Annotated in this window: 15 protein-coding genes and 1 riboswitch; of the genes, 7 read left to right on the forward strand and 8 right to left on the reverse strand. The window is 63.4% G+C overall.

Translation table 11 applies throughout. From position 1 onward, the window contains the following. Positions 1-4 precede the first annotated feature (4 nt). The 3 genes from NKJ80_RS19250 to rpmB form a co-directional block, all read right to left on the reverse strand. Positions 5-676 (reverse strand): polyamine aminopropyltransferase, encoded by a 672-nt coding sequence (locus NKJ80_RS19250; RefSeq protein ID WP_023734618.1) that lies wholly within the window; start codon positions 674-676, stop codon positions 5-7. A 3-nt stretch (positions 677-679) separates the two neighbouring features. Then, a complete protein-coding gene (locus NKJ80_RS19255) occupies positions 680-1,360 on the reverse strand; it encodes a queuosine precursor transporter (protein ID WP_023748520.1) in 681 nt (226 codons plus the stop codon). Between the two features lie 162 nt (positions 1,361-1,522). Beyond that, complete coding sequence (gene rpmB / locus NKJ80_RS19260; protein ID WP_023670682.1) at positions 1,523-1,819, reverse strand: 50S ribosomal protein L28; 297 nt, start codon at positions 1,817-1,819, stop codon at positions 1,523-1,525. Positions 1,820-2,078: 259 nt separating this feature from the next. Between rpmB and NKJ80_RS19265 the strand changes: the two genes are divergently transcribed. From NKJ80_RS19265 to NKJ80_RS19275, 3 genes are read left to right on the forward strand one after another with little or no spacing between them, the layout of a single operon-like run. Continuing rightward, positions 2,079-2,879, forward strand: a complete 801-nt coding sequence (locus NKJ80_RS19265; protein WP_352498141.1) for a DUF3108 domain-containing protein — start codon at positions 2,079-2,081, stop codon at positions 2,877-2,879. A 45-nt stretch (positions 2,880-2,924) separates the two neighbouring features. Further along, positions 2,925-3,812, forward strand: a complete 888-nt coding sequence (gene yddG, locus NKJ80_RS19270) for an aromatic amino acid exporter YddG (protein ID WP_023670684.1) — start codon at positions 2,925-2,927, stop codon at positions 3,810-3,812. After that, a complete protein-coding gene (locus NKJ80_RS19275; RefSeq protein ID WP_352498142.1) occupies positions 3,809-4,483 on the forward strand; it encodes a lysoplasmalogenase family protein in 675 nt (224 codons plus the stop codon). Before yddG ends, NKJ80_RS19275 begins: the two co-directional genes overlap by 4 nt. Here NKJ80_RS19275 and NKJ80_RS19280 read toward each other — a convergent pair. Next, the gene (locus tag NKJ80_RS19280) at positions 4,480-4,905 is read right to left on the reverse strand and encodes a cupin domain-containing protein (RefSeq protein ID WP_023706325.1); all 426 of its coding nucleotides are present in this window, start codon (positions 4,903-4,905) and stop codon (positions 4,480-4,482) included. The two genes, NKJ80_RS19275 and NKJ80_RS19280, sit on opposite strands and share 4 nt — an antisense overlap. Positions 4,906-4,925: 20 nt before the next feature. Then, positions 4,926-5,693, reverse strand: a complete 768-nt coding sequence (gene gloB / locus NKJ80_RS19285) for a hydroxyacylglutathione hydrolase (protein ID WP_023734615.1) — start codon at positions 5,691-5,693, stop codon at positions 4,926-4,928. A gap of 117 nt (positions 5,694-5,810) precedes the next feature. On the opposite strand from gloB, the gene NKJ80_RS19290 reads away from it, so the two are divergent. The 3 genes from NKJ80_RS19290 to NKJ80_RS19300 all read left to right on the forward strand — a co-directional run bounded on the left by NKJ80_RS19290 (position 5,811) and on the right by NKJ80_RS19300 (position 9,404). Further along, positions 5,811-6,593 (forward strand): class I SAM-dependent methyltransferase, encoded by a 783-nt coding sequence (locus NKJ80_RS19290; protein ID WP_023670688.1) that lies wholly within the window; start codon positions 5,811-5,813, stop codon positions 6,591-6,593. Between the two features lie 137 nt (positions 6,594-6,730). After that, positions 6,731-8,551 carry an ABC transporter ATP-binding protein/permease gene (locus NKJ80_RS19295; RefSeq protein WP_023734614.1) on the forward strand — a complete coding sequence of 607 codons (1,821 nt, stop codon included), beginning with the start codon at positions 6,731-6,733 and terminating at the stop codon, positions 8,549-8,551. A gap of 64 nt (positions 8,552-8,615) precedes the next feature. Next, positions 8,616-9,404, forward strand: coding sequence for a DUF1194 domain-containing protein (locus tag NKJ80_RS19300; RefSeq protein ID WP_023714977.1), 789 nt, complete (start codon positions 8,616-8,618; stop codon positions 9,402-9,404). 51 nt (positions 9,405-9,455) lie between these two features. Here the strand turns inward: NKJ80_RS19300 and NKJ80_RS19305 are convergent, their stop codons facing one another. Beyond that, the gene (locus NKJ80_RS19305; protein WP_023673297.1) at positions 9,456-10,391 is read right to left on the reverse strand and encodes a glycosyltransferase family 2 protein; all 936 of its coding nucleotides are present in this window, start codon (positions 10,389-10,391) and stop codon (positions 9,456-9,458) included. Between the two features lie 248 nt (positions 10,392-10,639). On the opposite strand from NKJ80_RS19305, the gene NKJ80_RS19310 reads away from it, so the two are divergent. Then, the gene (locus NKJ80_RS19310) at positions 10,640-10,960 is read left to right on the forward strand and encodes a DUF1330 domain-containing protein (protein WP_023694041.1); all 321 of its coding nucleotides are present in this window, start codon (positions 10,640-10,642) and stop codon (positions 10,958-10,960) included. Positions 10,961-10,967: 7 nt separating this feature from the next. Here the strand turns inward: NKJ80_RS19310 and metW are convergent, their stop codons facing one another. Both metW and metX read right to left on the reverse strand, forming a co-directional pair. After that, positions 10,968-11,582 (reverse strand): methionine biosynthesis protein MetW, encoded by a 615-nt coding sequence (metW, locus tag NKJ80_RS19315; protein WP_023673299.1) that lies wholly within the window; start codon positions 11,580-11,582, stop codon positions 10,968-10,970. Next, entirely contained in the window at positions 11,579-12,748 is a 1,170-nt protein-coding gene (metX, locus tag NKJ80_RS19320; RefSeq protein WP_023685352.1) for a homoserine O-acetyltransferase MetX, read from the reverse strand. The genes metW and metX overlap by 4 nt, the downstream gene beginning before the upstream one ends. A 60-nt stretch (positions 12,749-12,808) precedes the next feature. Beyond that, a riboswitch (SAM riboswitch) is annotated at positions 12,809-12,886 on the reverse strand. Between the last annotated feature and the right edge of the window lie 82 nt (positions 12,887-12,968).

A 12,968-nucleotide genomic window follows, 5' to 3' on the forward strand; every position in this document is an offset into this window, starting at 1 on the left:
AGCCCTAAGGCTTGGTGGCGATCCAGATGACGTGGCGCGCGCCGCGCTTGCCATTGGCGCGCGTCTTCACCTCGTCCACGACAAAGCCCGCCTGCTTGAGCCTAAGTGTGAAGCCGGCATCGGGGCCTTGCGACCAAACAGCCAGCACGCCCCCGGGCCTGAGCGCTGCACGCGCCGCGCCGAGGCCGGCAGCGCCATAGAGGGCGTCGTTGCCCTTGTAGACGATGCCTTCGGGGCCATTGTCGACATCGAGCAGGATGGCGTCCCAGGCTGCCTTGTCGGATCTTATGATGTGCCCGACGTCGGCTTTGCGAACCGTCACACGGGGATCGTCGAGACAGCCGGCGAAGACCGCTTCCATGGGGCCGCGCGCCCAGGCGATGACGGCGGGGACAAGCTCGGCAACGGTGATCCCTGCGTCGGCGCCCAATTGGGCAAGCGCAGCGCGCAGCGTAAAACCCATGCCCAGGCCGCCGATCAGGATTTTCGGTTGGGCGCGGCCGCCGATCTTTTCACAGGAGAGCTTGGCCAGCGCTTCCTCGGAGCCGCCGAGGCGGCTGTTCATCAGCTCATTGGTGCCGAGCATGATCGAGAATTCGCTGCCGCGCTGCTTTAACCGCAGTTCCTGTCCGCCGTCAGGCGTTTTGGCCGAGCCGAGCTGGACCCAAGGGATCACGGCCTAGACAGCCACGGCCGGCTGGCTCCAGTGGGCGGCGAGCAGCCGGTAGGGGATCAGGGCCACAACAGCGATGATCAGCTTCACCGAGAGGTCGCCCAGGGCCCAGGAGACCCAGCGCATGGTCTCGACCGGCAGCACGCCCATCAGCGGCGCCGTCTCCAGCGCAAAGCTGTCGTTCGGGCCGGCAAAAGCGAAGGCGGCCGAAAAGGCGATGCTGAAGAACACCAGGGTGTCGAACACCGAGCCGACCAGCGTGCCGACGATCGGCGCGCGCCACCAGCTCTGCCGGCGCAACCGGTTGAACACGGTGACGTCGAGCAATTGCGCGCAAAGGAAGGCCGCGCCGGAAGCTGTGGCGATGCGCACCAGCCGGTCGGCTGATGTCTCGAACTCGATCAGGCCGTGGCGAAACAGGAAGGGCGGGACGAGGATCGAGCAGACCACAGCGGTCATGAAGCCGACAAGGACGATGCGGCGCGCCACGGTCGGCCCGTAGCGGCGGTTGGCAAGGTCGGTGACCAGGAAGGAGAAGGGATAGGTGAAGGCGCCCCAGGTCAGGATGTCGCCCAGCGACAGACCGCCGGCCTGGCCCTGCATCGGGAACTGCACGAGGATGTTCGATGCCACGACGACAAGCGCCATGGCGGCCACAAAGGGCAGATATCGCGAGAAGGAAGTCATTTTTTTATCCTGGGTAATGGAACCAGCCAGGCGCTAGCCGAAGTTCGGGTCGCGCTGCCTTGCAAGTTTTGAGCATCGGATTGCTCCGATGCTGCTGCCTTAGAAGTTTTGAGCATCGGATTGCTCCGATGCTCAGGGCGGTCGTCCCCCGCCTTGATATCGTTAAGCGGCGGGCTGGTCGGCCAGCTTCTTGGCGATCTGCTTCTTCAACAGGCGCGCGCGCTGCGACAATTCCTTGGCGTCGGCCTTGGCCAGGAAGGCGTCGAGGCCGCCGCGATGCTCGACCGAACGCAGCGCGTTGGCCGAAATGCGCAGGCGCACATTCTGGTTCAGCGCTTCCGAAATCAGCGTCACATTGACGAGGTTCGGCAGGAAGCGGCGCTTGGTCTTGTTGTTGGCGTGGCTCACATTGTTGCCGGTCTGGACTGCCTTGGCAGTGAGTTCGCAGGTGCGGGACATGGTTCTAACCTTCAGTTCTGTCTAGCCTGCCAAACCTTGTTCGCCCGCGCCGGGTGGCGCGCGGTTTCAGTCAGGCGGCCTTATGGAAAAGTTGGCGTTCCTTAGTTGCATTTCGCCAATGCGTCAAGCTCCGGCTTGCCCACGACTGTGACGGGCGTTTCACATAAAGGCCGGAATTCAGCCTATAAGCGGTCGGACAGGGACATTTCAAGCCGGAGTCGCCCGCCTCCGGTTAAAAAAATCAAGGACCGAGCCCGCCATGCTTCGCCCGTCACATGCCGTTGTCGCCATACTTGTCGCCGCCTTGCCAACATCAACCCTTGCCGCCGCGCCCGCAGCCACCGCACAGTCCTTCAAGGGCGAATACACGGTGTCGTTCCTGGGCCTTTCCGTGGCCAAGGCGACATTTTCCAGCCACTACGAAGGCGATAGCTATTCCATAGACGGCACCGTCTCCAGCGCGGGTCTCGCCACCTTGTTCGACGACACGAGCGGCACGATCTCGTCAAAGGGCAAGATCCTGGGCAAGCAGATGCAGCCGCAGGTATTTCGCGCCGATTATAAGTCCGGCAAGAAGGCTTCCATGGTCGATATCCGCTTTGCCAATGGCGCGGTGACCGCCACCCAGGTCATTCCCGAGCCGAAAAAGCGCAATCCCAAAAACTGGATACCGCTGGGCAGCAACGATCTGGCATCGGTGCTCGATCCGATGGCGGCTACCGTCATCCATGCTGACAGCCTCGACCAGGTCTGTGGGCGCAAGGTGAAATTCTATGACGGCGAGATGCGCGCCGACCTGACGCTGACCTACGCCTCGAAAGGATCGATCTCGGTCAAGGGCTACAAGGGCGACACCGTTACCTGCAAGATGAGCTTAGAGCCGGTGGCAGGCTACCGCAAGGGCCGCAAGGCGCTGAATTACCTGAAGAAGAAGAGCCAGATGATGGTGACGTTTGCACCGCTCGGCCAAACCGGCATATATGCGCCGATCCACGCCACGGTCGGGACGCAGATCGGCACCTTGACTGTCAGCGCGGGGCGGTTCGAAGCTACTGAATAGACGCGCCCACCCGAATAGAAATGGGGCGAGTCGCCGGAGACGGGCATGGGGCGCGCAACACTGATCGGTTTCTCGGCGGTCGCCATGTGGGCGCTGCTGGCGTTGCTCACCGATGCGTCGGGCGCCGTGCCGCCATTCTTGCTCTCGGCCATCACCTTCACCATCGGCACCGCGGTCGGGCTGGTTGCCCGGCTGTTCATGCCGGCGACCGATAAAAGCCTGAAGATCCCACGCCAGGTCTGGGTGATCGGCATTGCCGGACTGTTCGGCTACCATTTCTTCTATTTCACCGCGCTGCGCAACGCGCCGGCGGTGGAGGCAAGCCTGATCGCCTATCTGTGGCCGCTGCTGATCGTGCTGGGATCAGCGCTGATGCCGGGCGAGAAGCTGGCCTGGAACCATGTCGTCGGCGCGCTGCTCGGGCTCGCCGGGACCGTGCTGATCGTCACCAAGGGTGGCGGCCTCGCCTTCGATGCTCGCTACACCTTCGGCTATGCGATGGCGGCCGTCTGTGCGCTGCTGTGGTCGTCCTATTCGCTGCTGTCGCGGCGCTTTCCGGCGGTGCCGACCTCAATCGTCACCTGGTTCTGCGCCGCCACGGCAGCCCTGTCCCTCATCTGCCATCTTCTGCTGGAAAAGACGGTGCTGCCCGATGGCCCCGGCCAGTGGCTGGCGGTGGTTGGTTTGGGGTTGATGCCGGTGGGTGCCGCCTTCTACGCCTGGGATATCGGCGTCAAACGAGGCAACATCCAGGTGCTCGGCGCGGCAAGCTATGCGGCGCCACTGCTGTCGACATTGGTGCTGATCGCGGCGGGCGTTGCCGAGCCGTCGCTGCGTATCCTGGCGGCCTGCGTACTGATCACCGGCGGCGCGGCGCTGGCGGCGAAATCGTTGTTCCTGCGCAAGGCGGCAACTGGCGGGGCAAGCGCATGACGATGCCGTTTGCCGGCGGCATCGACGCCAACGCAAATGCAACATTGATTTTTTCGCTGGTGGCGGCGGTGATCTACGCCTTCACCCTGGATATGCGGCCGACGCTGGCCCGCTCGGTGGCAAAGACGCTGGCCGTGGCCATGCTTGCGGCGCTGGCCTTCATGCAAGGTGGGCCGCTGTTGCTCGTCTCTGCGCTGGCGCTCAGCGCCGTCGGCGATGCCTTCCTGTCGCGTGACGGCGAAAAGGCCTTCCTCGGCGGGCTGGCCAGCTTCCTTGCGGCGCATGTCCTCTATGTGCCGCTCTTCCTGCTCGGCGGCGGCGGGCTGGATGTGCTCAGCACCGAGACATGGCGCGGCGCCATCGCGCTTGCCATGGCGGCCTTCGCAGTCGTCATGCTGGCGGCGCTCTGGCGCCGTGTCAGTCCCGGCCTGCGGGTGCCGATCGCCATCTATATCGCGGCCATTCTGGCGATGGGCATCTCGGCGTTGACGCTCGCCAATCCGTGGGTCATCGGCGGCGCTGTTATGTTCATGGCATCGGACGGGCTGCTTGCCGCGGAGAAATTCCTGGTTCCGGCAATAGCACCCTATCGCGCCGGCATCCGTTATGCGGTCTGGGTGCTCTACTATGCCGCCCAGCTCTGCATAACTCTTGGTTTTCTTCTGGCCTAAGGCTGCCAGCCCGGCTCGGCCATTTCAAACGCGGCGAAGTCGAAGCCCGGCGCCACGGTGCAGCCGACCAACGTCCATTCGCCGAGGCTGCGCGCCGATTGCCACCAGCCGGCCGGCACGACGATCTGCGGCCGCTCGCCCGCCGCAAGCTCAATGCCGAGCACCTGCTCGATCACCTGGTTAAGCATTGGACTACCTTCCTCGCACATCGACAGCGCCAGCGGCGCTCCGGCATGGAAGTGCCAGACCTCGGCCGCGTCCTTGACCCGGTGCCAGGCCGAAATCTGGTCCTGTTCAAGGAGGAAATAGATCGCCGTCGAATGGCCGCGCCCGGCGCCGTCGCGAAAGGTCTCGGCATACCAGCCGCCTTCCGGATGCGGCTTGAGGCCGAGCGTGGCGATGATTTCAGCGGCGCTGGTCATGGCTGATCCCGGAATGATGCTCAGAAATTGTCCTTGCGCTTGCGGATTTCCGCGAACACTTCGGCGTCGGAGGCCGCCTCCATACCGAGATGCTTGCGGATCGCCGGGTCGTGCCAGCGCAGGAACGGATTGGTCGACAATTCCTCGCCGATCGTGGTCGGCAGCGTCGCCTTGTTGTCGGCGCGCAGGGTCTCGATCTTGGCGGCGCGTTCTTTCAGCGCCGAATTGGTCGGGTCGACGGTCAACGCAAAGCGGGCGTTCGAAAGCGTATACTCATGGCCGCAATAGATGACCGTGTCGGCCGGGAGTGCGACGAGCTTCTTCAGCGACTCATACATCACCGGCGGCTTGCATTCGAACAGCCGGCCGCAGCCGAGCGCGAACAAAGTGTCGGCGGTGAACGCCACTTTCGAGGCCGGAAAATGATAGGAGACATGGCCCGCAGTGTGGCCGGGCGTGGCGATGACATCGATCCGCTCACCGCCGAGATGGACGACCGAGCCTTGCCCGACGGTCTCGTCGATGCCGGGGATCTTTTCCTTTTCCGCCTCCGGTCCGACGATGCGCAGCTTGAAGCGCTCCTTCAGCGCCAGATTGGCCTCGACATGGTCGACATGGTGGTGGGTGGTCAGGATCATCGTCGGCTTCCAGCCGGTACGCTCGATAGCGGCAATGATCGGCGCTTCTTCGGGTGCGTCGATAATGGCGGTCTCGCCGCTTTTCGGGTCATGCACCAGCACACCGAAATTGTCGCTGCGGCACATGAATTGTTCGATTTCGACCGGCATTGGCATCTCTCCATCTGTTGGCGCAGACATAGGGCGCTTGGCCGCTGATGTCATCTAGCTTTGCAGAGCCTGGCGGCTTTGTTGAACTTCGGCGGCATCGCAGCTACCGTCCCGCGCATGCATTCCGATATCGTCGATCTCCGCTCCTTCTATTCGACCACGCTCGGCCGCCTGGCTGAACGCTCGATCACCATGGCGCTGTCCTCAATATGGGCAACAGTGCCGAATGAGCGGCTGGTCGGGCTCGGCTATACCTTGCCGTGGCTGGAGCGGTTCGGCACCGATGCCGAGCGGGTGTTTGCCTTCATGCCTGCTACGCAAGGCGCCGTCGTCTGGCCGGCGAACGGGCCGACGGCTACGGCGCTGGTCTTCGACGAGGAATTGCCGCTGGTCGATTCCTGCATCGACCGCATGCTGCTCGTGCATTCGCTCGAACATGTCGAAAACCCGCGCGAGACGCTGAACGAGATCTGGCGGGTGCTGTCGCCGGCAGGGCGCGTCGTCATCGTCGTGCCCAACCGGCGCGGTGTCTGGGCGCGGTTCGAGCACACGCCGTTCGGCAATGGCCGGCCGTTCTCGCGCGGCCAGCTGACAGAATTGCTGCGCGAGGCGAATTTCACGCCGGCTTCCTGGTCCGACGCGCTGTTCTTCCCGCCATCGCCGCGGCGCTTCATGATGCGGTTCCACAATGTGCTGGAGCGCGCCGGCCGGCGGTTCTGGCCGATCTTTTCCGGCGTCATCGTGGTCGAGGCGCAGAAGCGGCTCTATCAGGGCGTGCCGGTCGCGCAGCGCGCTTCGCGCCGTGTCTTCGTGCCGGTACTGTCACCGCACGGTGCGACGCGGCTTGGCCGCCGGGCGGAAGGGGTGACATCGACGACGCGTCAGGTGACACCTTCGTGATCATCATGAAAACTGGTGTTGCGTGGGTTTTTCCCACCTATCTGTCGCAGATGCATTCGCGGTCCGTTTGAGCGGCGGATGCCTTCAAGTCTCTCCATCTGGTTTCAGCAACGCTTCTGAACGCAAGGACCTCGTGCATGGCTGATCAACCGGACAAGTCCGCCGCCGCTCAGCCGGTAACCGTCGATGCCAGCAGCCTGCGCGATCAGGTGGCGACGATCAAACGGGCGCTGATAGGCTCACCGGTGCGCAAGTGGCTGGTCTGGACGTCGGTCGGCATTATGGCGGTCATCGTCGCGACGTCGATCGGCCAGGTTCTGCTCAACCGCTGGAACCAGCCTTTCTACGATGCGCTGGCGCGTCGCGACATGGCGGCCTTCCTGCACCAGCTGATGATCTTTGCCGTGATTGCCGGCACGCTGCTGCTGCTCAACATTGCTCAGACCTGGCTCAACCAGATGATCCGGCTGAAGCTGCGCGAGGCGCTGACGCTCGACCTGATCGACCAATGGATGCGGCCGGCGCGGGCCTTCCGGCTCGCCAATGCCGGCGCCATCGGCGTCAATCCCGACCAGCGCATGCAGCAGGATGCCGCGCATCTGTCCGATCTGTCGACGGACCTCGGCGTCGGCCTGCTGCAATCCTTCATCCTGCTGGTGTCGTTCGTCGGCGTGCTTTGGCAACTCTCGTCGGGCTTCGTCTTCCACATCAACGGCTGGTCGCTGGCGATACCGGGCTACATGGTCTGGGCCGCGTTCCTCTATGCCGGCATCGCCTCCTGGCTGAGCTGGCTGGTCGGGCGGCCGCTGATCCGCCTCAACAGCGACCGCTACACCCGCGAGGCCGAGCTGCGTTCCGGGATGGTGCGCGTCAACGAGAATGTCGACGCCATCGCGCTCTATCACGGCGAAGCCGATGCCAAGAGACGGCTCGAAATCGACCTTGGCACGGTGCTGGGCGCGATGCGAAACATCTACAAAGCGCAGATCAACCTTTCCTGGGTGACCGATACCTATGGCTGGATCACCGTGGTGGCGCCGATCCTTGTGGCATCGCCGGTCTATTTTTCAGGCGATATCAGCTTTGGCGGGTTGATGATGGCGGTCGGCGCCTTCAACCAGGTGCACTCGTCGCTGCGCTGGTTCATCAACAATATCGGCGGCATCGCCGACTGGCGCGCCACGCTGATGCGCGTTGCCGACTTCCGCATTGCGCTCGATGAAACCGATGTGTTGCACGACAAGGAAAAGCGCATCGAATTCGGCGATAACGCCAATGGCAGCCTGACCTTCGAGAAGCTCCAAGTGGCCTCGCCGGAGGGCTGCACCAAACTTTCAGACAGCCATGTCGAGATCCATCCCGGTGAGCGCGTCATGATCACCGGCGACCCAGGCGCCGGCAAGACATTGTTCTTCCGCGCCATTGCCGGCCTTTGGCCCTGGGGCAGCGGGCGGATCGGCTTGCCGGCCGGAGAAACGCCGATTTTCGTGCCGCGTGTTCCGTATTTTCCTGCCGGCACGTTACGCGAAGTGCTGCATCCGAATGGCTCGGCGCCGGCTGGCGATGCTGATTTTGGGGCGGTGCTGGCCGAGGTCGGCCTCGAGCGGCTGTCATCCTCGCTCGACCGTTCCGCACGCTGGGAGCGTGAACTCAACGATGACGAACAGCGGTCGCTGGCCTTCGCCAGACTGGCCTTGCGGCAGCCGAAATGGGTGATCATCGACGAAGCGATGGACGCGTTCGATGGTCCTTCGCTGCGAAGGGTACTGTCCATGCTGGAGAAACGCCTGCCGGAAACCGCGATCCTCAACATCGGGCGCGGACTGCACAATGGTCATTTCTTTCCACGCGCATTGAACATCGTGAAGGATACGGGTGCTGCGCCACTGAAACCCGCCCGAGTCAGGACCGGCGCCATCGACCCGCCGCCGAAAGCGGCCGTGCGGCGAAAGAAGTAGAAGGGGCTTTATTTCGCCGCGATCGCGGCGAAGATTCACGGGTCCAAACGTCCGTGGTGCGGCCATGCTCGATGCGCTCAGCCTGCTTGCCTGCCTTGCCTGCACCACGCCCGTGGCTGCCCCGGCCGTTGCCGTGGATGTCGAACTGGTGCTGGCCGTCGACATCTCACAGTCGATGGACGAGAGGGAGTTCGCGCTGCAGCGCGCGGGCTATGTCGAGGCGCTCAGGCATCCCGATTTCATCAAGGCCGTGCGCTCGGGAACCACCGGGCGCATCGCGCTTGCCTATTTCGAATGGGCGGGCGTCGTGCGCGAGGATGGCGTCATCGCCTGGCAGGTGATCGACAGCGCAGAGAGCGCCAACGCCTTCGCCGACAGAATAGAAGCGCGGCCGTTCCGCAGCTTTCGCGGCACCTCGATTTCGGGCGCGCTTGCCTTCGGCGCCGGGCTGTTCGAGGGCACGGGGTTCGATGCGCCACGCAGCGTCATCGACATTTCCGGCGACGGTCCCAACAACACCGGGCTGCCCGTCGCCACGACACGCGATGCGGCGGTGGCCAAGGGCATCGTCATCAACGGCCTGCCGATCCTGATCAGCCCGTCGCCGACCTTCAGCCATCTCGACCAGTATTATGACGACTGCGTCACCGGTGGGCCCGGCTCCTTCGTGTTGCCGATCTATGCGGCCTCGGAATTCGCCACCGCCATACGCCGCAAGTTGATCCTGGAGGTGAGCGGCATCGCAGATGCGACCGTGGTCCCGATCGATGCCGCCGCACCCATGGACTGCCTGCAGGGCGAACGCGACCGGCGGCTATATTCCGACCCATATCTGCCGGAACTCGACAAATGAGGTTTGAGGCAGTTCGGAGGGGAAAGCCGCTGCGCGGCTTGTCGGCAAACTTCAGGCCGGCCGTGCACCGTATTTGTCGCGAAATTCGGCATAGAGATCGCGGCGCCAGCGCCGGCCGCCGACATAGCCACGCAACAGCTGCGGCAGCGAATAGCCAAGCGCCTTCGACGACCGGTTGGCCATATAGCCGGAGAACGCCTGCGAAACCCTGCCCTTGAGTGCATCGGCGATGAGCTGCCGGGCGATCATGTAAGGCGGAATGTAGGGGTAGCGGTCGGCGATATAGGGGTGCTTGTCGATCAAGCTCGCATAGGCTTCGACATAGCCGTCCCGGCGACCGGAGATCGAATTCTCCGAGTTGTACTTTTTCCAGTCGATCACTTCGGACAGCTGCGCGCCGCTGCGACGGGCAAAGCGCAGCAACAATTCGCGATCCTGCATGCGCGTGACGTCACTGTCGTAGCCGCCGATGGCCAGCAGCGACTCGCGCCGGGCGGTGATTGCCGACCCGGCAATGAAGATGGTCTGCGCGACAAGGGCCCGCTCCAGCGAGTCGCGGCTCAGCAGCGCCTCGCGGTTGACGCAGTTGGTGCGGCGATTGCCCTTCAGCGACACGAAGGAACTGATCAGCACTTCGAGCGAGGGATTGTTGTCGAACTGCTCCAGCGTCCGCGCCAGGCGATCCGGCAAATAGACGTCGTCGGAATCGAGGAATGTCACCACCGGCGCCTGCGCCCGCTCGATGCCGGCATTGCGGGCGGCATTGGCGCCGCGCCATTTCGAGCCAACATAGATCAGCCGTGGATCGCGGATTTCGGCAAGTGCGGCTGCCGTACCGTCGGTCGAGCCGTCATCGACGACAATGTGTTCGAACCGGGGAAAATTCTGCGCCAGCACGCTCTCCACGGCGCGCACCACCTTGCTGCGGCGATTGTGCGTCGGTGTGATCACCGAGATCAGCGGAGCGAGGTCGGTTGCCTTGGACATGTTGCTTCGATTGTGCCCCGAAATGCCTGGAGGCCGGAGGTTTTGATGGTCGCCGTCCAAGCCTTACCCCGGGATGGCATTCGATTCGACGCTACAAAAAACCAGCGGCAATGTCATCACAAACTGTTGAGCCAGGACGCCGGTAAGCCGGCCGATTACCCCAGACGTAATCGACCGATGGCCATCATGTCTGCAGATTGCGCCAACGAAGCCGGTCGTCGGGCTTCGATCTCACAGGGAGTTCAGCCATGGCCGCCTACGCCGTCGCCCATATGCGTCAAGTCACAATGGGCCCGCAGATTGTCGAGTATCTGCAGAGGATCGACGCCACATTGGAGCCGTTCGGCGGCCGCTTCCTTGTCCACGGCGGCGACATGGACGTGGTCGAAAACGAATGGCCCGGGCATCTGATCGTCATCGAGTTTCCGGACAGGGCGCATGCGTGGGGCTGGTACGATTCATCAGCCTATCGCGAGATTCTGGCCTTGCGCACCGACAACTCCCACGCCGATGTGATCATCGCCGATGGCGTTCAGCACCCGCACAAGGCGACGGACGTGCTGGAATAGGGGCAAACTACCGCTTCAGCAAGAACACCGCTTGCTGGCCGAAGAAATTCCAGAACCACCATGGCATCGACAGGCCGATCTTCTGGCCGTTGCCGTCGAGCGCGGTGGCTTTCTCGACCGAAGCGCCGAGTTCCTCGACCAGATTGACGAAGTCGCGGATGGTGCAGAAATGGATGTTGGGCGTGTCGTACCAGGAATAGGGCAGGTCCGCGGTCACCGGCATCCGGCCATTGACGAACAGCGACAGCCGCACCCGCCAGTGGCCGAAATTGGGGAAGGAGACGATGGCGCGGTTGCCGATTCGCAGCAGCTCGTCGAGCACCAGCTTCGGGTTGCGGGTCGCCTGCAGCGTCTGAGACAGGACGACGAAGTCAAAACCCTTGTCCGGATAGAATTCGAGGTCGGTATCGGCATCGCCCTGGATGACCGAGAGACCGCGCGCCACGCATTCATTGACGCCGCGCTGTGACAGCTCCAGCCCGCGGCCGTCGACCTGCTTGGTCTCCTGCAGGAGTTCGAGCAGCAGGCCGTCGCCGGAGCCGACATCGAGCACCCGCGACTGCGGCGGTATCAGGTTGGCCACGACTTCGAGGTCGACGCGCTGGCTGCCATTGACGCTCATGAGGCGAGCCCCCTTGCGCGGGCCGCCGAGCCGATGAAGCCCTTGATGGCGGCAAACAGTTCGGGTTCATCGAGCAGGAAGGCATCATGGCCGCGGTCGGTGTCGATCTCGACGAAGGAGACGGAGGCGCCGGCGGCGTTGAGCGCATGCACGATCGAGCGGCTCTCCTCGGTCGGGAACAGCCAGTCCGAGGTGAAGGACACCAGGCAGAAGCGGGTCTTGGTCCCGGCAAAGGCATCTGCCAACCGGCCGCCATGGTCGGCGGCGAGGTCGAAATAATCCATCGAACGGGTCATGTAGAGGTAGGAGTTGGCGTCGAAGCGGTCGACGAATGTCATGCCCTGGTGGCGCAGATAGCTTTCGATCTGGAAATCTGCGTCGAAACCGAAGGTCAGCGCTTCGCGGTCCTGCAGATTGCGGCCGAATTTCCGATGCAGGGCGGCTTCCGACAGATAGGTGATGTGGGCGGCCATGCGCGCCACGGCGAGCCCCTTTTCCGGGCGCTTGCCGTGCTCGAAATATTTGCCGCCATGCCAGTCCGGATCAGCCATGACAGCCTGGCGGCCGACCTCGTGGAAGGCGATGTTCTGCGAGGAATGGCGTGCGCCTGTGGCGATCGGCAGGGCCGAGAAGACGCGCTCGGAATAGCATGACGCCCATTCCAGCACCTGCATGCCGCCCATCGAGCCGCCGAGCACGCAAAACAGCTTTTCGATGCCGAAATGGTCGACCAGCATCAGTTGCGCCCGCACCATGTCGCGGATGGTGATGATTGGCAGGTCGAGGCCGTAGGGCTTGCCGGTGGCGGGATTGGTCGAGGCCGGACCGGTGGAGCCGAGGCAGCCGCCGATGACGTTGGAGCAGATGACGAAGAAGCGGTTGGTGTCGATGATCTTGCCGGGACCGATCAGCACTTCCCACCAGCCGGGCTTGCCGGTCACCGGATTGGTGCTGGCGACATGCTGGTCGCCGGTCAGCGCGTGGCAGACCAGGATGGCGTTGGTGCGGGCATCGTTGAGGGCGCCATATGTCTGGTAGGCGATCTGGAACGGCGACAAAAGCGTGCCGGCGTCGAGCTTCAGCGGCTTGTCAGGGCCAAAACGCAACACAGGGCTCGACGGGTTGTCGGCCTCGTTGTTGGTTTTTGTAGCGCGGAGCGCGGCCATGTGACTCTCCTTGCCCGCCGTCAGGCAATAAAAAACCGGCAATGCGATCGCAAAGCCGGTTACGTCACGCAAACGGCCCTTTAGCGAGTTGTTTAACGTGGCTGCAAGCCGACCGGCCAAATCACCACGGAACTGTTGCGTTCTTCTAGAACTCGTGCGGCCCGGCGTCAACGGCCAGCTATTGCCCGCCTCTCGACATTCGCGGCTACGGCTTGTATTT

The organism is Mesorhizobium sp. M0030 (assembly GCF_040323695.1).
Taxonomy (GTDB): Bacteria; Pseudomonadota; Alphaproteobacteria; order Rhizobiales; family Rhizobiaceae; genus Mesorhizobium.